Raw genomic sequence first — 19864 nt, forward strand, 5'->3', positions numbered from 1 at the left:
GTTTTTTTGTCTATATTATGAGAATAGCGGCTTTTTTCAGCATTCATTAAATCAAATTTCAGGAGCGTTCCTGCTATTCATTTTTAATTGATCATTTATACATGGAATTTAAAAAAACAGAAGTATTAAGTAATAAGGTGTTTGATGTGCTAATGCAGTCACCCTCCTTTACGGCTGTTTTATCAGGCCCTAACCATGTTGTAGAAATGGCCAATGATTTATATATGTTACTGGTAGGGCCAGAAAGAAAAATTATTGGTAAACCAGCGAAAGATGCCTTCCCTGAGATAGAAAGTCAGGGGTTTATAGAGTTGCTAGATGAGGTTTATAAAACAGGAAAGCCTTTTATAGGTAATGAAATAGGGGTAGATCTGGCCCGGGGAAAAAGAGGAAGTACTGATAAAGTTTTTATTAACTTCATTTATTACCCTCAGCGAGATGATCAGGACGCTATCATAGGTATAGTGGTTCATGGCGTAGATATTACAGATCACGTAATAGCTCGTAAAAAATTGGAGGATAACAGACAGACTCTACAAAACCTCATTACCAATATACCCGGTGGTGTTTATCGATATAATTATTCAGATCCCTGGAATTTTATTTTCTCCAGCCATGGTATGAAAAGCATCTGTGAGTACGAAGCAATAGAGCTGGAAGGACATGATGTGATATGGAGAGAGCTTATTCATGAAGATGATAGGCTAAATGTGCTTTCGGCACTGGAAGAGTCTCTAGGCTCGTCTAATGGCTATAATGTTACTTATCGTGTAAAAAGTAAAAGTGGTCAATATAGGTGGGTTACAGATCGTGGTCAGATTATTTATGATCAATATTCACATTTGGTAGCAGAGGGTATTATTACTGATGTTACAGATAGAAAACTGGCTGAAGAACTAGAGCGAAAAAATCAGCTGTTATTTAAAACTTATGCTGAAGCCATGCCTCAAATGGCCTTTGTGGCTAACGCAGATGGAGATATTATTTATTTCAATAAGCGCTGGTATGATTATGTAGAAGGTGTAGATGGTACCGAAGGATGGGGTTGGAAAGATAAGTCGATACATCATCCGGATGATTTGGGCAGAACTATTGAAAGATGGAGAGCCTCGTTGGAGAGTGGAGATCCTTATGAAATAGAATACCGACTTAGGCGCTATGATGGAGAGTATCGCTGGCATTTAGGCAGGGCTGAGCCTGTGAGAAATGAAGCGGGTGAGATAGAGCTTTGGTTAGGAAGCAATACTGATATTCATAATCAAAAGAAAGTAGAAGAAGAGTTAAGACTAACCCAGGAAAGGTTTGATCTGATGACTCATGCTACTAATGATATTGTTTATGATTATGATGTTAAAACAAGACATTTCTGGTGGAACGATTCCCTGGTGTCTTTTTTTGGTTATACTTCTGATGAAATAGGAAGAGGTGTAGACTGGTGGATGAGCAGAGTACATCCTGATGACATGCCTGGTATCCGATCATTAATTGAACAATTAATAAGAGGTAATAAGGCTTCATGGAATTCTGAATATAGATTTTTACGAGCCGACAATACCTATGCAGATGTGCTCAATAGAGGCTACTTGTGGAAAGAAGATGGGGAGCCAGTGAGAATCATAGGTACTATGATAGATATCACCTCGCGGAAAAATATAGAGAAAGCGCTACAAGAAAGTGAAGGTAGGTTTCGGACACTGGCAGATAATATCTCTCAGCTCGCCTGGATGGCTGATGCCAATGGTGATATAAATTGGTATAATAAACGTTGGTATGATTATACCGGCACCAATCTGGAAGAGATGAAAGGGTGGGGCTGGAAAAAGGTGCATCATCCTGATTACGTCAATGCTGTGGTAGACAAGATAAGCAGATGCTACAGAAACGGGGAGGTCTGGGAAGATACCTTTCCTCTGCGCAGTAGAAATGGAAATTACAGGTGGTTTTTATCGAGGGCGGTGCCTATTAGAGATGATCAAGGGGCTATTACCCAGTGGTTTGGCACCAATACGGATATTACCGAACAGCAAGATACAGAAGAGGCGCTAAGACAGAGCGAAGAATTTAACAGGCTGATATTAGAAAGTACTCCTGATGGAATTAAGACACTTGACTTAGAAGGCCGACTTATTTCTATAAATAAGCAAGGGCTTAAAATGCTGGAAGTAGATAGCTTTAATCAGTTAAAGGGCTGCGAGTGGTTTGATCTGTGGTCTGGTGAGGATAAAGAAGAAGCAATCAAATGCTTCAATAAGGCTAAAAATGGTGAGGTGGGACATTTTGAAGGTCGAAAAGCTACCTTAAGAGGAAATGAAAAGTGGTGGGATGTATTAGTAGCCCCTATCTTTGATGGTCAGGGTAACGTAGAGCGAATAATGGCGGCCTCCAGAGAAATTACTGAACTAAAAGAGGTTGAAAGGCAGAAGGATGAATTCTTAAGTATAGCATCACATGAGCTCAAAACACCTGTAACCAGTATTAAAGGGTCTATTCAAATAATGGAACGCTTAATTGAGGATCAAAACTATGAGCTTATAGGTAAGTTTATGAACAAAGCTGAGCTTCATGTAGATAAATTGCTTAGCCTTATTCATGACCTTTTAGATGTTTCTAAAATACAATCCGGTAAGCTTGAATTTAACATATCTGAGTTTATAGTAAATGATATTATAGAAGATTGTGTTGAGCATATGTCTCATCATAGTCAAAAGCACATTATAACTGTGAAAGGGGTGTTATCTCAGAAAGTAAGAGGAGATAGGGTGCGCCTGGAACAGGTGGTTTGTAACCTACTCACTAATGCAATAAAATATTCACCTGATAACGATAAGATAGAAGTGGAGGTAACAGACCTAGGTGATGAGCTTAAAATAGCGGTGATAGATAAAGGAATTGGTATACCTGAAGAGAAGCTTGCGCAAATTTTCGATAAATTTTTCAGGGTAGAAGATGCCTTTCATCAATTTCAAGGGGTAGGTTTAGGTCTTTATATTAGTTCTGAAATCATCTCAAGGCATGGAGGCGAGCTGCAAGTGATTAGTAAAGAAGGACAAGGATCATCTTTCTTTTTTACCCTTCCTAAGGCATAACAGTATAAATGTTTATAGAATCCGAATAACCTTTCTCACTATGTTTTGTTAGCCATAGGAATAACATTACTTTTATACTTATGGCCGCGAAGATTTTGGTTTATGATGACGACGAGGATATACTCGAAATATGTAAGTATATTCTGGAGAGTAGAGGATATGAAGTATTTACCAGGCAAACTTGCGGTCAGGTCTTAAGTGACCTCAAAGAAGTAAGGCCAGATGCTGTAATTATGGATAACTGGATTCCTACCATTGGCGGGGTAAGAGCTACTCAGCTTATAAAGCAAGACGAAGAGTTTTTTAAAACGCCGGTACTGTTGTTCACAGCTAGTAAAAATGCTCAATCACTGGCCATTGAAGGTGGTGCAGATGATTATATAGAAAAGCCCTTTAGCCTTAAGGATATGGAAGAAGCCGTGAAGAAGTTATTAAGTGCAGCTAACTAAAAAGAAGCTTGAAATAAAACATCGGGCTTAACAAATGCTTTTTCACACTTACATTAGCCAGAGACTCCACTAAAAACTGATGTATCTCCTTATTACGGTTGGCTTTTTTGATAACCAAGTTAAACAACGTAGGGTAGTTACATAAACGCAATAAAGCATAGCTAATTCTCAGTTCGTTCCAAATTTTGCTATATAAATACTGGTCATACTCTTTATTAAATTCAGCAGAATAATCAGCCTTATCTATACATTTTAAACTTTGCTCTGCCGCTATACGGCCACTTCTTATAGCATTGGCTATTCCCTCACCACTAAAAGGATCTATTAAGCCTGCTGCATCTCCGGTTAGTAAAAAGTGATCACCAGAAATACGCCTTTTTTTAGAGCCTAATGGTAAGCCGAATCCTTTTACAGTTTCTAGTGGCCTTGCATTTTCAAACCTATTTTTTAATGCTGGGTGCTGTTTAATGAGTTGGTCAAGCTCTTGCCTAAGATTAATCTTTTTTGCCGAAATAACGGACGAGAGCAGACCTATACCTACATTAGCTTTGCCGTTCGGGAGAGGGAATATCCATAAATAGCCAGGTAAGATATTTTTAAAGAAATGGAGCTCTATCTTATTGTCTTCAGTGAAGCCTTTTACATTTTCGTAATAGACCCTTAACCCTGCGCTATGATGCTTTTTGTCTGGCTGTTGTAGAGCTGCCTTTCTGGCCACGATAGATTGAGCACCATCAGCGCCTATCACTAATGGTGTTTTTATAATGCCTGCTGCAGTTTCAATGTGATAATATCCATTCTTTAAATCTAAGGCATTTACTTTTTCATTTTCGAAAATGGTAACTCCGGGATATTTGCTAACATGCTGAAACAAGAGGTTATCAAATTCATACCTGGGGCAGATGTATCCGCATTTAGGTTGGCCAGCATGAATGAACGGAATTTCTACAGACTTCAAATTGGGAGCAAATATTTTCACTCCATAGGAGGCTGTTTTAGTTTTAAACTGAGTGAAGTCAGAAGCTAATGCAGGGGATAATTTATGAAGTTGGTTAACTACATCTACGCTAAGGGCATCTCCGCATGTTTTATCTCTGGGGAAATGCGCTTTATCAATAAGCGCTATTTGTTTACCTGCTTTGCCAAGTTCTATTGCCGCCGCACACCCTGCTGGCCCGGCTCCTATAATAACTACATCATAGGTGTGTATATTGGCCTCGGTCACAGTGTTAGAAACATTTTTTAAATGCCTTTTTATCAATATCCTGCTCTTTCATACCTAGGGACATGGCTTGGCTCAGGTCTTCGCATGCCTCTTTCTTCTTGCCTAAGCGCTGATAAGTAAGTGCTCTGAAGTAGTAACCCAGATAATAGTTTTTCAAACCATTGAGACCATAATTAAGATCTTCTAATGCTTTTTCAGGATTATCAATTAAGTAATAACTATAACCTCTGTTAATGTATGTATAGGCTTCTTCAGGGTTATGTTTTAAAGCCTGATCAAAGCTTAAAATAGCCGAATCATAATTGTTGAGCTGGAAATAGCTGAGTCCCTGATTTCGCCATGCATCAGCATTATCAGGATCTAAGGCTAATACAACGTGCCAGTCATTAATGGCTTGTCTCCAATTTCTAAGTTCACTATGTATTACTGCTCTTCTAAATAGAACTTCTTCATTGGTGCTGTCTATGGCTAAAAATCGATCATAGTTATATAAGGCGCTATCATATTTTTCTTTTCTGGTAAATAAAATGCCGCTGTAGAGGTACGGCCATTTTAATTCAGGATCATATTTAATGGCTTTTCTGTAATTAGCCAAAGCACTATCTGGCTCTTGGAGTTTATTATAAACATTTCCCAGGTTAAAATAGCCTCTGGCTTGGTGCGGCTCTGCAGCTATTACATTTCTCAATAGCTTAATGGCATCTCTTTGAAAGCCTATTTCCAGATAAGCCAGCGCCAGGTCAATAGTTACTTCGGTGGAAGGTTTGAGTTCTAATGCTTTGCGATATTCCTCTATCGCATCATTTCTTTGATATTGTCTTACCCTGATATTGCCTTTCAGGTGGTGCATCTCAGCACGGTCAGAGATATAATGCGCAATCTTTTCATTCTCAATAGTTGTGGTATCCGGTGCTTTTGCCATTCTTTCCTCTGCTTCTGCCTGATAGTTATCGGTAATGTCCATGGCTATATTGCAGTATTGTACGGCCTTATGGTAGTCGCCGAGTACGAAATAGGTCTCAGCTAACCTTTTGGCAGCGGTGAAGCTTTGCGGATATTTAGTGAGTATGAATTGAAACTGTTTTAGGCCGGCAGTGGTGTCTCCTTTACTTATGGTAGATTCAGCTACTTTTAATAATTCAGCTTTGTCTTGAGTAAAAGAGATTAAAGGACAACATACAAGTATAAAAAGGATGAGTTTTTTCATTAAATAAAAGGCGAATTTTTAATCGAACAGAGAGTAGTTGCCAAACTGATCAGCAGGGGCCATGGGCTCTATTAGAGCAGGTTCATTTACAGATGTATCTGATATTTTAGGAGAGACAGAATAGGTTTTCATTTTATCAGCAGGGTAGGGCTTCAGTGTTTCCAGTAGCTCTTCTTCTGTTGATTCATTGTTGAGCCAGACATTCTCTTCTTTTTCAGTCATGATTACCGGCATTCTGGTGCTCATGGGGAGTATACTACTATTGGCAGGAGAAGTGATGAGCTTAAAAGTATGCACGATGTTTTCATTATCATCTTCAAACTCTTCCCACAGCCCGGCAAAAGAAACAATATTCTTATTTTCAAAGATCACTCTATAAGGAATTTTTCCTTTTTTACTCACCTGTTTCCAACCATAAAAGCCATCAGCAGGTACTATGCAACGTCTGCTGAGCAGTGCCTTTTGCGTAATGGCTTTTTCAGACAGGGTTTCCATATCAGCAAAGAGTAGCTTGTTACTTATGGCCTTGTTTTTTGACCAGCCGGGAATCTGCCCCCAGTAGAAAAAGGAAAGGCCTTTACTACCTTGAGTTATGAGTGGCAATATCTGTGTGGGAGCCGCATTGTAGTTAGGGGCATAGGCTTCAGGTATATCAACATTAAACCTGCTGGCCAGTGCTTCACTACTGCTTGTTATTGTATATCGATCTCCCATATTGCTAATTTAATAAAAAAACCGCTGTACGGTAGTATTCAATTAATTCTTATTAATAAAACTCAAAGCACGTTTTTCTGACCAGTATCTTTTTTGAGAATTGAATTCTGTAAAGCCCACATGACCACCTCTTTCCGGCATTTCGAAAGTAACTTGTGGGTGGTTGGCTAGCTCTTCTACGGGATAGCACTTCTCTGAAAGGAAAGGATCATTTTTAGCATTCACAATTAGTGTAGGAATGGCTATGGACTTTAAGAAATGCAGTGAGCTACACTGGTTGTAATAATCAGCGGCATTAGTAAAGCCATGCAGTGGCGCGGTAAACATATCATCGAAATCACGGATGGTTTTTACCGTATCTAGCTGCGATACCGAGATTTGATTAGGCATCAGCTCAGCCTTTCTCCTGATTTTTTCTTTAAGGTTTTTTAAAAAACGACTAGAATAGATGAAGTTAGATGATTGCGCAATAGTATCGCAACTGGAACCCAGATCTAACGGAACAGAAAAAGCAATTGCCTTTTTCACTGCCGGGTTAATGTTTTTACCCTGTTCGCCTACATATTTGAGCGTAAGGTTGCCTCCAAGACTAAAACCTATGAGGTAAAGACTGGTGTACCCCTGCTGTAAGGCGTGGTGCACTACGTGATCTAAATCTTCAGTGGCACCGCTATGGTAAAATCTCAATTGCTTGTTTATTTCTTCACTGCAGCCTCTGAAATTCCAGGCTAATACATCAAAGCCCTCTTCAGAAAAAACCTTAGCCATTCCTTTTATATAAGGACGGGTGGAGCTACCTTCCAGGCCATGAGAAATTATTACAAGCGATTTATTTCCTTTTTTTACCCAGTCCAGATCCAGAAAATCATCATCAGGAGTGGATATGCGCTCCCTTTCATAGGGTACATCTTTCACCTTTCTGAGTATGGATGGAAATATGGTTTCTAAGTGAGGTGAGAAGTAAAACCTGGGTGCTTTATAGTTTATTTTATCTTTCAAATTATTATTAATATTATTTAATAATTATAATTTTTGTGCCTCTATTTTACAATGGGTCTTTTTAATATTTTTTCAACTAACATGGAAACCTTCAGTTTGCCCTGTCGTCTCTAGCTAAAGGTATCCAATCAAAAACCAAAACTATCAACACTATTTACAATGACAAGAATTCTAATCTTTATTCTTTCAATACTTTTCTCATTTACGGTCAGGGGCCAGAGTAAGCATACGATCAATGGTTACATTACTGACGCGCAAAATGGAGAAGAATTGATAGGTGTAACTGTATATGTTAATTCGCTAAAAACAGGTACAATTACTAATGTTTATGGCTTTTATTCGTTAAGTATTCCTGAAGGGTCTTACGAGATCACTTTTAGCTCGGTAGGTTATCAACCCCAAGTAAGACAGGTAAACCTTACTAAAGACACAGAACTTAACGTGGAGCTCACAGAAGAGGTAACTACTATAGATGAAGTAGTAATTACTGATAAGGCCTTAGATGCCAATGTTTCTGATGTGAACATGAGCCGCAATGAAGTCGATATTAAGCAAGTGAAAAAGCTACCAGCACTTTTTGGTGAGCCGGATATTATCAAGGCTATACAAATGATGCCTGGTGTGGTAAGCGCCGGCGAGGGAACTTCCAGCTTTTTTGTGCGCGGAGGTAGTGCAGATCAGAACCTGATTCTTATAGATGAAGCGCCTGTTTATGATCCATCACACTTATTTGGCCTTTTTTCAGTGTTTAATGCTGATGTTATTAAGGACTCGGAGCTCTATAAAGGCGGTATTCCTGCTCGTTTTGGCGGCCGACTATCTTCTATTTTAGAGGTGAGAACCAAAGATGGTAACAGCAAAGAATTTGCAGGATCAGCAGGTATAGGTACCCTGGCTAGTAAAGTAATGCTGGAAGGGCCTATTAAAAAAGATAAGGGTTCATTTATTGTTTCTGGAAGAAGGTCTTATGTCGATGTTTTTTTAAAAGCTGCCGATGAAGATAACCTGGTTCATTTTTATGATGTAAATGCCAAGCTCAACTGGAAGCAGAATAATAAGAACCGTTATTTCGCAGCCTTTTATCTAGGTAGAGATGCCTTTTCATTTGGTGATGATTTCGGCTTTAGCTGGGGAAATGCTACCGGTACTTTCCGTTGGAATCACCTGTTTAACGACCGATTATTCTCTAATACTTCTTTAATAGCAAGTAGCTTTGACTATGGTTTAGAAATTACAGATCCTACTTCTGGTCTCGATTGGGATTCTAATTTGCAGGAATTTAGCTTAAAGGAGGATTTGAATTACTTTATTAATCCTAGAAATCAGCTGGATTTTGGCTATCAGGTCACTTATAGACGCTTTTCACCAGGTAAGATCAAGCCTAATTCTGATAAATCTATCTTTAGTAGTTTAAGTTTAGATGAAGAGTACGCACTAGATCATGCCCTATATTTAGAAAATCAGCAAAAATTAACGGATAGGTTCACTATGGTTTATGGTGTGCGTCTTTCTATATTTCAAAGTATAGGAGATGATACTGTATATGAGTATGAAGATCCTCAGGACAATATTAATCCTACCCGCATAGATTCTACCAGTTACGATCATTTTGAAACCATAGAGTCTTATGTATATCTGGAGCCTCGTTTTTCTGCGCGATACATGCTTAACCCCTCTAGCTCTTTGAAAATATCTTATAATAGAATGGTACAAAATACGCATTTGGTGGCTGCAGGTACCGTGCCTATACCGTTCAATACCTGGAGCCCGAGTAATAGATACTTAAAACCTCAAATAGCAGATCAGTTTGCCGCAGGTTATTTTAAAAATTTCTCTAATAACAAGTATGAAGTTTCGGTAGAATCTTATTACAAAGACATTCAAAATGTGACTGACTTTGCTGATAATGCACAACTTTTCTTTAATGAAGATTTATCTACAGAATTCAGACAAGGGAAGTCATGGTCTTACGGGGCAGAGTTTATGTTACGTAAAAATGAAGGTCAACTCACTGGCTTTTTGAGCTATACATGGTCAAAAACCGAGAGGAAAGTGCCTGGTGTGAATCAGGATAAATCTTTTCTGGCTAATTATGATAGAAGACATGTGTTTAACATGGCTGCTACTTATGACTTGAATGAAAAATGGTCTTTTGGAGCTAATTTCACCTATAGTACCGGTAGACCTATTACGCTGCCAGCAGGTAGGTATGAGTATCAGGATTATCAGGTAGACTTGATAACTGAGCGTAATGGATATAAGCTTCCTAATTTTCATAGAATGGATTTATCGGCTACGCTCACTCCTCGAAAAAACAAAGACCGAAAGTGGAAGAGCAACTGGGTGTTTTCAATCTACAATGTGTATAGCAGAAAGAATCCTTTCACGGTATACACCAGAGTGGAAAGTGATGATGATGGCAACGTGATAGATCCTAATAAAAAGGAAGCCAGGTTGATCTCTCTGTTCCCAATATTACCTTCAGTAACTTATAATATTAATTTTTAAAGGATCATGACAAGGCAATTATATACATATATTTTATTGATAATAGGAGGTATGAGCCTGTTAGGCTGTAATGAGCCCTATCATATCGATGAGCAAACTACAGAGCCACAAGTAGTAATAGAAGGACTGATTACTGATGAAAGTATGAATCATTATGTGAGAGTTACTAAAACAGTTGATTTTTATTCTGAAGAGGGCTCAGTACCCGTTGATGATGCTTCCGTAATAGTTACCGATAACCAGGGTAATACCTATAATTATAGCTATCAGCCCGAAGCGGAAAGAGGAGGCTATTATTATTCTGACATCGCTTTTGCGGGTGAGAGAGGGGTAGCCTATACACTAACCGTAACTATGGAAGGAGAGGAGTACAGTGCTCTGGATTCATTGAGGAGAGTTACTACTATAGATAGTTTAGGAGTGGAGTTAAATGAAGATGAATTTGAAGACCCGGAAGATGAAGGGCGTTATTATGAAGTGCTTCTTTATACCCGTGAGCCACAAGATACGGAAGATTACTATTTGTTTAAGTACTATCGTAATGGATTGCCATTTAAAGATGATGATTCTGATGTGTATGTTTCTGATGATTCATATTTGGGCGAAAATATAGATGGACTGGCCACTCCTGGGTGGTTTGCTCTGGGTGACAGTATTACCGTGGAAATGTATAGCCTTACAGTAGATGGTTTTAAATACTATTCTGATCTCAGTAACCTGCTCAATAACGATGGTGGTTTTTTTGGATCTCCCCCAGTAAATCCTCAAAGCAATATTTCTAATGGAGCTATGGGATATTTTCAGGTCAGCGCTGTGGTAAGAAAATCGGTGATAATAGAAGATTAATGCGTTTTTCTTGTAGGTGATTAAACTTTTAAGATTCTTTGATGTCTTTAAAAGAACTGTTACCTACATTATATGCACTATCGGATTTTTTTTCTCGCTCTGTTTATGAGCCTGCAGGGCTTTGCTTTGTTAGCACAGAGCAAAGTGACCATCAGTGGTTATGTTAAAGATATTGAAAACGGAGAGGCTCTGATAGGAGCTACCGTGTATGTAAAAGAAGTAGGAGCCGGCACAGCTACTAACGTGTACGGCTTCTACTCTCTCACTGTGCCCACAGGGAGTTACCAGGTAGATTTTGGCTACGTAGGCTATGACACCAAATCCCAGACTATTAATCTCGATGCTGATAAACGGGTAGATGTGGAGCTTAGCGCTACTACCACTGAATTGCAAGAAGTGGTGATCACCGGAGAATCAACTGATGCTAATGTCTCTAGTGTAGAAATGAGCACAGAGAAAGTAGATATCAAAACCATAAAAAAGATACCTGCTTTTATGGGAGAAACTGATGTTTTGAGAAGCATTCAGTTATTGCCTGGCGTAAGTTCGGTAGGTGAAGGTTCATCTGGCTTTAATGTAAGAGGCGGTAATGTAGGGCAAAACCTGGTTCTTCTAGATGACGCACCCGTCTATAATTCTTCTCACCTTTTTGGTTTTTTCTCAGTATTCAATCCGGATGCCGTAAAAGATGTTACGCTCATAAAAGGAGCTATGCCAGCTAACTATGGAGGTAGATTAGCCTCTATTTTGGATGTGAGAATGAACGAAGGGGAACTCTAAAAAATATGAAGTAGAAGGAGGAGTTGGTACGGTATTTAGCCGCTTAGCGGTGCAAGGGCCTATAAAAAAAAACAAGGCTTCATTTCTGGTAGCTGGCCGCAGATCATATGTAGATATTTTTGCCAAGCCTTTTATAGATGATGCTACTCTTTATTTTTATGATCTTACAGCTAAGGTCAATTATAACTTAAATGACCATAATAAGCTGTTTCTATCAGGCTATTTTGGTAGAGATGTCTTTAAGTTTGATGAAGAACAAGGCTTTGACTGGGGAAGTATAACCGGTACCCTTCGTTGGAATCATATTTTCAATAACAGACTGTTTTCTAACTTTTCATTTTTTGTGAGTACTTATGACTATGGCCTTGCTTTTGGAGAAAATGACAGGGATAAGTTTGAGTGGGATAGCAGGGTATTAACCTATACATTCAAACCTGCTTTTAACTATTTCCTAAATGCTAATAACGAGGTGCTGTTTGGAGGTGAAGCCACTTACTATAATTTTAACCCAGCAGAAGCTACGGTGGTTTCTGATGGAGATATCACAGATATTAGCCTTACTGACAGACGTGCTTTGGAAAGTGCTCTGTACATAGATAATACGCAGACTGTAAATGACAAGCTGAGTATAAAATACGGACTGCGCTTCTCTTCTTACCAGTATTTAGGTCCGGGGGAAGTATATGAATATGAGGAAACTGTGCCTGGTGAAAGAAAAACACTGGTCAGTAGCAGGACTGCAGATGATGGAGAAGTTATAGAAAGTTATTATAACTGGGAGCCAAGAGCTTCTGTCAAATATCAAATAGGAAAGGGCTCAGTAAAAGGGAGCTTCACCAGAACATCTCAATACATCCATTTGGTGTCAAATACAGCGGCTTCTACCCCAATTGATATCTGGACACCAAGTACCAACAATATAAAACCTCAAATAGGCCTTCAGTATGCTTTAGGTTATTTTAGGAATTTTGGAAGAGGAAATGATTATGAAGCCTCAGTAGAAGCTTACTATAGAGATACTGATAATCAGGTGGAATATGTAAAAGGTGCCGATTTGTTTATTAATGAGTATCAGGAAGGAGATTTAATAAGTGGTATTGGCCGTGCTTATGGCGTAGAGTTTAATTTTAAGAAAAATGTGGGTAAACTTAATGGTTGGATAAGTTATACCCTTGGCCGCACCGAGCTCAAAGTAAACGGAATCAATAGAAATGATTGGTACCCTACTCGTTTTGATCAAACCCATAACCTGAAAGTATTCGGAAACTATGATATCAGTAAACGAGTTTCCGCTTCCGCCAATTTCACCTTTATTTCAGGTACGCCATTTAGTGCACCTACCAGCAGGTTCGTTATTCAGAACATGGTTATTCCTTATGATTATTATGAGTCTCGGAATGGTCTTAGAGTGCCGGCTTCGCACAGACTAGATTTGTCTGTTACCTTGCAGATGAAGAGAGAGAAAAAAGGCAAGAAAAGGAAGAATAAAGACGAACTGGTGTTCTCTGTTTATAATGTTTATGGAAGGAGAAACCCGTTCTCTATTTTCTTTGCCCAGCAAGATGGCTACATCACGCCAGGCGACAACGTCAGTACTATGGCCTATCGTTTTTCTATAGTAGGAGCGCCCGTACCTGCCATATCATACAATTTTAAGTTTTAGGATCATGAGAAAATCACATTACATATATTTAGCTATTCTGTCCGTATTTTTTGCTTGTGAAGATGAAGTGGATATAGCCCTGAATGATGCTCCGGCGGTACTGGTGGTAGACGCCTGGGTTAATGATATGCCTCAGCTACAAGAAATCAATTTAATGATGTCACAGCCTTATTTTGACTCCAGTCAGCCGCCAGAGGTAAGTGGAGCTGAAGTGGTAATAACAGATGATCAGGGGCAAACTTTTGAATTTACAGAGGCAGAGGCGGGGAGCTATCAATGGGATCCTGCTGCTCATTCAGCCTCTTTTGAAATAGGCCGATCATATCATTTATCTGTGACCTATAATGGAAATACATTTGAGGCCGATTCCGAATTAAAAAGAGTGCCGGCCCTGGATTCTATCGTTTATACTTATTATGAAGAGCGCAACGCTTTTCAACCAGAAGGTTATTATGCTCAGTTTTATGCCAGAGACCCTGAGGGAACGGGTGATTCTTATTGGATTAAAACCTATAAAAACGGGTTATACCTCAGTAGACCTTCTGATCTTAATATAGCTTATGATGCGGCCTTTAGCTCTACTGCGCCGGTAGATGGTGTTATATTCATAGAGCCTATTCAAAATGGAGCTACTCCGCTCAATGATGATGAAGATGCCTATGAACCCTATGTTTTTGGTGATTCGGTGTATATCGAGATTTATTCTATTACTAATGAGGCTTTTAGGTTTTTAGATGCTGTATCTACTCAGATAGAGAGAGATGGTGGTTTTGCGGAAATTTTTGCTGAACCACTAGAAAATGTTCCCTGTAATATTTCATGCACCAGCTCTGAAGAAGAACAGGTCGTAGGCTTTTTTAATGCATCTGCAGTGGCTTATAGAGGTGAAAGGTTAGAAGAATAGGATTCCCTCAAAGGATTTTATTAATTTCACAGTCAGATCAGTTAATTGATCTGATAAACCTATATTTTAAAAATTAAAACACTGAAAATATGAGCCTAAGAATATCAAAACTGCTACTAGTAGCTTTGGTCGGTTTATTATTTACCCAATGTGGTGGATCAGGAGATAAATCTGCTGAGCAAGAGCAGGCTTCAGTTGAGCCTCAAATGGATTCTACTTACCAAACCTTGTTAGATAAGTACACCAATGTGAAGCTCACTACAGATGTGAGCAGTCTTTCTGATAATCAGAAGAAAATGCTGCCTTTACTCATTCAGGTAGGGCAAATTATGGATAGCTTGTTCTGGTATGAAGCTTATGGTCATCGAGATTCACTTTTTGCAGCCCTTGATAATGGCAAAGCAAAAAAATATGCCACTATTAATTATGGCCCCTGGGATAGACTAAATAATAATGAGCCATTTATTGATGGTGTAGGAGCCAAGCCTGCCGGTGCTAATTTCTATCCTGCTGATATGACAAAAGAGGAGTTTGAAAGTGCTCAGTTAGCGAATGGCAAGTCTCAGTATACTTTTATTAGAAGAGATGAAAACGGGGAGCTATTAGCCATCCCTTACCATGAAATGTTTGAAGAGCAGATTACGCGTGCAGCTAAGTTGCTGAAGGAGGCTGCTGAGCTAGCTGAGAATGAGCAGCTTAAAAACTATCTAAACCTGAGAGCGGGAGCTTTACTTACAGATGAATATTACGAAAGTGATATCGCTTGGATGGATATGACTACCAATCAGATAGACATCATTACAGGGCCAATTGAGAACTATGAAGATCAGCTATTTGGGTACAAAACCTCACATGAAACATATGTTTTAGTGAAGGATATGGAGTGGAGCGAGAGATTATCCAAATATGCAGAGATACTGCCCGAGCTACAAAAAAGCTTGCCGGTGGCACAGGCTTACAAAACTGAAAAACCCGGTACAGACTCGCAGTTAGCGGCTTTTGATGTAGTCTTTTATGCAGGAGACTGTAATGCAGGAAGTAAAACCATAGCGGTGAACCTTCCTAACGACGAAAAAGTACAGCTTGAAAAGGGAACTCGTAGATCGCAACTAAAAAATGCAATGAAAGCTAAATTCGATAAGATTTTAGTGCCTATTGCTGATGAACTTATAGATGAAAGCCAACGCAACCATGTAAAGTTTGATGCCTTTTTTGCTAATACCATGTTTCATGAAGTGGCACATGGTTTAGGAATTAAAAATACCATTAATGGTAAGGGAACGGTGAGAGAAGCTCTGAAAGAAAATGCGTCTGCTCTGGAAGAAGGAAAAGCTGATATATTAGGATTATATATGATTACCTGGCTTTATGAGAGAGATCAGATAGATGGCGAGTTAATGGATTATTATACTACTTTCTTAGCCAGTATTTTCAGATCAGTAAGGTTTGGAGCTTCCAGTGCTCATGGAAAAGCCAACATGATTCGTTTTAATTATTTTAAAAAGCAAGGCGCTTTTTCCAGAAATCCTGAGACAGGTAAGTATAAAGTTGATTTTACCAAAATGCAGGCAGCCATGAATTCCCTTTCAGATAAAATACTGACCTTACAGGGTAATGGTGACTATGAAGGTGTGAACCAGCTGGTAACAGAAATGGCATTGGTTCCTCAGCAGTTGCAAGATGATTTGGATCTCTTAACAGAGAAAAGCATACCTGTAGATATTGTGTTTGAACAAGGGGTAGAGGTGCTCGGACTATAGCATTTGTCCACCTTAAAGGTTCAGGCCTTTCTAATTCACTAAACGCTTTTACTGAATTAGAAAGGCCTTTTTTGTAGTGTGGAATTTTTCTACGTAGGCAGCTTTCTCATGTGGGGTATAACTTCCACTGTTGTAACATTGGAAAACGTCAAAAAAACGTTTGCAAAATAGGTTTTGAGTTTTGGCACGCTTTAAGCACAAGGTAAGAGTGAACAACCGAACCGTGATATAATGCCATACGTAGATAACGCAATATTAGATTTATCGGCTTTAAATCAAAACTCACCTGCTTCTCGTGAAAACGTTTTGCAGGTAACAAAACCGGTAAATGAAAAAACAAGTGAAAATACTCTTGAGTTTAACCACTTGGTACATGACCTTAAGAGCCCTGTTAATTCCTTAAAAGGAATAGTAGAGCTAGCCAATATAAATTTAAAAGGTGATGATGCACAGGAATATCTTAGTATGATTAAAAACTGTGTTAATTCTCTTGAAAATAGAATCACCTCTACATTAGATATGTATGAAAGAGGAACTTTGAGTAGTGATGGTGAGCTTATAGATTTCAATCAACTCATTAATAATATTATGTCTTCTATGGAGCATATAGAAGGTTTTGATGATGTTGATTTTGAGGTGAATATAGATTTGCATAGACCATTTTATGCCAGCCGTGCTACGTTGGAATCCGTATTACAAAACCTTTTCGAAAATGCTATTAAGTACCGTTGTGGAGATACAAGGCATTGTAAAGTAAAGGTGCAAGTAATTAATAATGAAGAGGGAGTAGAAATACGCTTTTCAGATAATGGAATTGGTATTTCTGACGATAAATTACCGCATATATTTGATGCGCATTTTAAATCAGATCAGCATAAAAGTAGTAATGGTTTAGGACTGTTCATTGTAAAAAAAGCAGTGGAAAAGCTTCGTGGAGACCTGAAAGTGCATAGTAAAGAAGGAAGAGGGACTACTTTTTTAATTAATCTACCTGATTTGAATAACTAGAATAAGAACCTATTATATTGAACCAATAGATCGTGAAAAAATGGCCAGCTTATAAAGCTGGCCATTACTGTTTATAAAAGCTCCTGTATTATTTTTGAAGTAATACAGTCGCAACCTCAATTGTTTTTACACCAGCATTTTCTGCTGTATCAGTAGTGATTTCTAACTTTTCTACCTCTGATAAGCTGAAAGCTTTTTCGCCTTTAGCCTGGAACCATAGCGGATGAAAACCCGGGTATGGCCTTGGAAGGAGCAAATGTTCCTTAGCTTTTAGCTGGTTAAGATCTATTTTAATTTCTTGCATCTGATCAGTCAGTGTAGCTGTGGTGCTATATGAAAAGGCATCTTTGGTTATGAAAGTAATATTCACTTTCAATGATTTTTGCCCAGCCGTATTACCTTTTATTACTACAGATTTAAACGCATCCAGTTCAGCATTTCTTTCTTTTACTTTATCGCCTACAAATAATTGAAATCCCATGGTTTTAGATTCCTGGGTATCACCGGTAAGCTGTAAGCTGAGTTCTCCTGCTGTAGCTGTGGTTTTAATAGACTTTTCTTCAGGTTTCCATAGGTTAGGGTAAATCATAAGCTCATGATCAACCGCTGCATTGAATAATACCAAAGGAGTGTTTGCAGTAGCTACCTGGGTCGTCCAGCTGTCATCATGATAATAATCCCATGCCCAAGGATCTCCTTCATAACCCCCAGGGTAGGTGTAAATTTGATCTTTGTTACTTACTTTAATACGATACTCAATTACACCAGGTACATTCACTTCAGCAGGCACCTCAACTTCGTATTGGTAAGGAGATACTTTCTGCATATCTAATGTTTTATAAACTCCAGACCAGGTACGTAGTAAAACAGATAAGTAAGCTGATGAATCTAAACCTACAGTCGTGGCTGAAATAATGAATGGTTCATTTGGGCTAACCACGTTTTTAGGTTGGTGCTTCACATAAGGTGAATCAAAATTGGCCTTTGGCGCCACAAACTCTGCTAATTGTAAGTTGCCAGTCTGCTTTTTACTGTCCCATTTTTCTACCTTTTTACTCTTCTTAGGTGAGAATAACAAATAGGTGCCCGGCTCTATCATAAAGCGGCCGTTTTTAGTATTTTGGCTTTTGTTATTACCTACATTTAAAGCCTTAATATTTAAGTCAGAACCTAATTCAGCAAGGTGAATCCTCATTTCATTTGGCTGCCATTGAATGCGGGTTACTTCTTTTTTTAATGAAGCTTTGGCAAAAGGATCTTTAATATGAATAGCATCAGGCATTATCTCTAGTCTCCAAATACCGTTGTCAAGCTTATCAAGAAAATAAGCGCCGGTACCAGCATATTTAACTATTGGAGACGATCCAACACCTGCTATATGCTTTAGCTTTTTCTCAGATAATGGAGTAGAATTGGTGTTGTTTGAATAATAAAACTCCTCATTAGAGTTCATTTCGCTTAAGTCCTGCTTATAGCTTACTCTGAAGCTTTCAAAAGTACTGTCTAATGGATATTGGCCGCATGTTTTCATTAAAGGCACTTCATGAAATGCCTTTCCGGCTATCAACAAGCTGATCGCTTTTTTTGGCGTGTAAGCCAGGTTTATATAGTGAGTTTGATATTCTGTATTAGCATATGCAGTGCCCATAGGGTCATAAGCAAACTGAGTGGCCCACTGGAAACCAGCTCCTCTAAAACTTCTTGCCATTGCAGGATACATGTATGAGCTTAAAACATCGCCAGCATCAAATTCATAAATCATTTTGGCTTTGTTTTTATATTCAGGAATGGTATCGAAAGGGATATCATAAACATCTACATTAGGTAGATAGTTACCTTTTAAAGTATGGTTGGCCACTAATCCGGTAGGGTACCACTGAAAGCTAAAGCCTTCCAAATCAGCTTTGGCTATGGCATCAGCATAGTAATAGGACTCGCTGATGTTGTAAAAAACGGGCTTATTCCAGCCTGTACTTCTTATAGCAGCGGCCATTCTGTTAATATATTCTGTAGCTCTGGCTTTAGGCCCTGAATGTCTGGGCTCGTTGTTAATTTCTGCAGCTATGATGTCCTCATCTTCCTGAAAGGAGAGACCGGTATATTTATTCTTATGCTGAAAAAATTGTTTTAAAAAATTCTCCTGTGCTATAAAGGCTTTTTCCTTTGTTACTGCTTGCCCCTTGTCATATATGTCTGAGAAGCCATAGGTTCTTTCATCTTTTTCAGGATATCCATTTCCCCAAAAAGCTATTGGAGTGACTACTACTTTTATGTTTCTTTCTTTAAGCTTAGCAATAAGGTAATCATATAGTTCCAAATGTTCATTTTGCTTCAAATTACCTAAAGAATCGGTGATCTCAGTGTCCCACACATGTACTCTGAAAGCATCAAAGCCCAGACGAGCGATATGATATACGTCTGCATCAATTGAGCTCTTTATATCTAAACCCAGCTGCTGGTGCGATCTGTATCCGTAAGCAAAAGGCAGCGTGTAGTTCACTCCGAAAAATGAGGCCTCTTTTTTACTGTCAGACCAGCGCATAATGCCTTGATCATCTACATATACAGGGTTTTTTCCTTGCTGTGCATTAACAGAGAGGGCAGAGGTGAGTAATAAAAAAAGTGTAGGTATAGAGTATATTAATAGTTTAAATGGACTATTAGTGTGCATGTTGCTTGGAGTAAGTATTAAAAAAAAGGCTGCTATGATTCATC

Annotated in this window: 14 protein-coding genes; 9 read left to right on the forward strand and 5 right to left on the reverse strand. The window is 38.7% G+C overall.

Annotated elements, in window-relative coordinates; genetic code table 11:
• Window positions 1-101 precede the first annotated feature (101 nt).
• Both LVD15_RS16885 and LVD15_RS16890 read left to right on the forward strand, forming a co-directional pair.
• Complete coding sequence (locus tag LVD15_RS16885; protein WP_233776396.1) at window positions 102-3086, forward strand: PAS domain-containing sensor histidine kinase; 2985 nt, start codon at window positions 102-104, stop codon at window positions 3084-3086.
• Window positions 3087-3166: 80 nt separating this feature from the next.
• Window positions 3167-3535, forward strand: a complete 369-nt coding sequence (locus tag LVD15_RS16890; RefSeq protein WP_233776397.1) for a response regulator — start codon at window positions 3167-3169, stop codon at window positions 3533-3535.
• Here LVD15_RS16890 and LVD15_RS16895 read toward each other — a convergent pair.
• From LVD15_RS16895 to LVD15_RS16910, 4 genes are read right to left on the reverse strand one after another with little or no spacing between them, the layout of a single operon-like run.
• Window positions 3528-4760 carry an NAD(P)/FAD-dependent oxidoreductase gene (locus LVD15_RS16895; protein WP_233776398.1) on the reverse strand — a complete coding sequence of 411 codons (1233 nt, stop codon included), beginning with the start codon at window positions 4758-4760 and terminating at the stop codon, window positions 3528-3530. The two genes, LVD15_RS16890 and LVD15_RS16895, sit on opposite strands and share 8 nt — an antisense overlap.
• 4 nt (window positions 4761-4764) lie before the next feature.
• Window positions 4765-5967: a tetratricopeptide repeat protein gene (locus LVD15_RS16900; protein WP_233776399.1), complete on the reverse strand. Its 1203-nt coding sequence runs from the start codon at window positions 5965-5967 to the stop codon at window positions 4765-4767.
• A gap of 18 nt (window positions 5968-5985) precedes the next feature.
• Window positions 5986-6681: an SOS response-associated peptidase gene (locus LVD15_RS16905; RefSeq protein ID WP_233776400.1), complete on the reverse strand. Its 696-nt coding sequence runs from the start codon at window positions 6679-6681 to the stop codon at window positions 5986-5988.
• Window positions 6682-6723: 42 nt separating this feature from the next.
• On the reverse strand, window positions 6724-7680 hold the full coding sequence (locus tag LVD15_RS16910; RefSeq protein WP_233776401.1) for a YheT family hydrolase: 957 nt from the start codon (window positions 7678-7680) through the stop codon (window positions 6724-6726).
• A gap of 159 nt (window positions 7681-7839) precedes the next feature.
• Here LVD15_RS16910 and LVD15_RS16915 point away from each other — a divergent pair, with 159 nt between their 5' ends.
• The 7 genes from LVD15_RS16915 (at window position 7840) to LVD15_RS16945 (ending at window position 17149) form a co-directional block, all read left to right on the forward strand.
• Window positions 7840-10188 (forward strand): TonB-dependent receptor, encoded by a 2349-nt coding sequence (locus LVD15_RS16915; protein ID WP_233776402.1) that lies wholly within the window; start codon window positions 7840-7842, stop codon window positions 10186-10188.
• Window positions 10189-10194: 6 nt separating this feature from the next.
• Window positions 10195-11034 carry a DUF4249 domain-containing protein gene (locus LVD15_RS16920; RefSeq protein ID WP_233776403.1) on the forward strand — a complete coding sequence of 280 codons (840 nt, stop codon included), beginning with the start codon at window positions 10195-10197 and terminating at the stop codon, window positions 11032-11034.
• Window positions 11035-11139: 105 nt separating this feature from the next.
• Window positions 11140-11814: a TonB-dependent receptor gene (locus LVD15_RS16925; RefSeq protein ID WP_233776404.1), complete on the forward strand. Its 675-nt coding sequence runs from the start codon at window positions 11140-11142 to the stop codon at window positions 11812-11814.
• A gap of 49 nt (window positions 11815-11863) precedes the next feature.
• Window positions 11864-13477, forward strand: a complete 1614-nt coding sequence (locus LVD15_RS16930; RefSeq protein ID WP_233776405.1) for a TonB-dependent receptor plug domain-containing protein — start codon at window positions 11864-11866, stop codon at window positions 13475-13477.
• A 4-nt stretch (window positions 13478-13481) separates the two neighbouring features.
• Entirely contained in the window at window positions 13482-14381 is a 900-nt protein-coding gene (locus tag LVD15_RS16935; protein ID WP_233776406.1) for a DUF4249 domain-containing protein, read from the forward strand.
• Window positions 14382-14470: 89 nt separating this feature from the next.
• Window positions 14471-16141, forward strand: coding sequence for a DUF8614 domain-containing protein (locus LVD15_RS16940; protein ID WP_370687372.1), 1671 nt, complete (start codon window positions 14471-14473; stop codon window positions 16139-16141).
• A 231-nt stretch (window positions 16142-16372) separates the two neighbouring features.
• Window positions 16373-17149, forward strand: a complete 777-nt coding sequence (locus LVD15_RS16945) for a sensor histidine kinase (RefSeq protein ID WP_233776407.1) — start codon at window positions 16373-16375, stop codon at window positions 17147-17149.
• 88 nt (window positions 17150-17237) lie between these two features.
• Here LVD15_RS16945 and LVD15_RS16950 read toward each other — a convergent pair whose 3' ends face one another.
• On the reverse strand, window positions 17238-19820 hold the full coding sequence (locus tag LVD15_RS16950; RefSeq protein ID WP_233776408.1) for a cellulase family glycosylhydrolase: 2583 nt from the start codon (window positions 19818-19820) through the stop codon (window positions 17238-17240).
• Window positions 19821-19864: the final 44 nt, after the last annotated feature.

The sequence above is a fragment of the Fulvivirga maritima genome (assembly GCF_021389955.1).
Taxonomy (GTDB): Bacteria; Bacteroidota; Bacteroidia; order Cytophagales; family Cyclobacteriaceae; genus Fulvivirga; species Fulvivirga maritima.

What these genes read in the sequence shown, in the direction of transcription:
- LVD15_RS16885 (WP_233776396.1), top strand. Translation starts at nt 102, where the DNA reads ATGGAATTTAAAAAAACAGAAGTATTAAGTAATAAGGTGTTTGATGTG.
- LVD15_RS16890 (WP_233776397.1), top strand. Translation starts at nt 3,167, where the DNA reads ATGGCCGCGAAGATTTTGGTTTATGATGACGACGAGGATATACTCGAA.
- LVD15_RS16900 (WP_233776399.1), bottom strand. Translation starts at nt 5,967, where the DNA reads ATGAAAAAACTCATCCTTTTTATACTTGTATGTTGTCCTTTAATCTCT.
- LVD15_RS16905 (WP_233776400.1), bottom strand. Translation starts at nt 6,681, where the DNA reads ATGGGAGATCGATATACAATAACAAGCAGTAGTGAAGCACTGGCCAGC.
- LVD15_RS16915 (WP_233776402.1), top strand. Translation starts at nt 7,840, where the DNA reads ATGACAAGAATTCTAATCTTTATTCTTTCAATACTTTTCTCATTTACG.
- LVD15_RS16920 (WP_233776403.1), top strand. Translation starts at nt 10,195, where the DNA reads ATGACAAGGCAATTATATACATATATTTTATTGATAATAGGAGGTATG.
- LVD15_RS16925 (WP_233776404.1), top strand. Translation starts at nt 11,140, where the DNA reads ATGAGCCTGCAGGGCTTTGCTTTGTTAGCACAGAGCAAAGTGACCATC.
- LVD15_RS16935 (WP_233776406.1), top strand. Translation starts at nt 13,482, where the DNA reads ATGAGAAAATCACATTACATATATTTAGCTATTCTGTCCGTATTTTTT.
- LVD15_RS16940 (WP_370687372.1), top strand. Translation starts at nt 14,471, where the DNA reads ATGAGCCTAAGAATATCAAAACTGCTACTAGTAGCTTTGGTCGGTTTA.
- LVD15_RS16945 (WP_233776407.1), top strand. Translation starts at nt 16,373, where the DNA reads ATGCCATACGTAGATAACGCAATATTAGATTTATCGGCTTTAAATCAA.
- LVD15_RS16950 (WP_233776408.1), bottom strand. Translation starts at nt 19,820, where the DNA reads ATGCACACTAATAGTCCATTTAAACTATTAATATACTCTATACCTACA.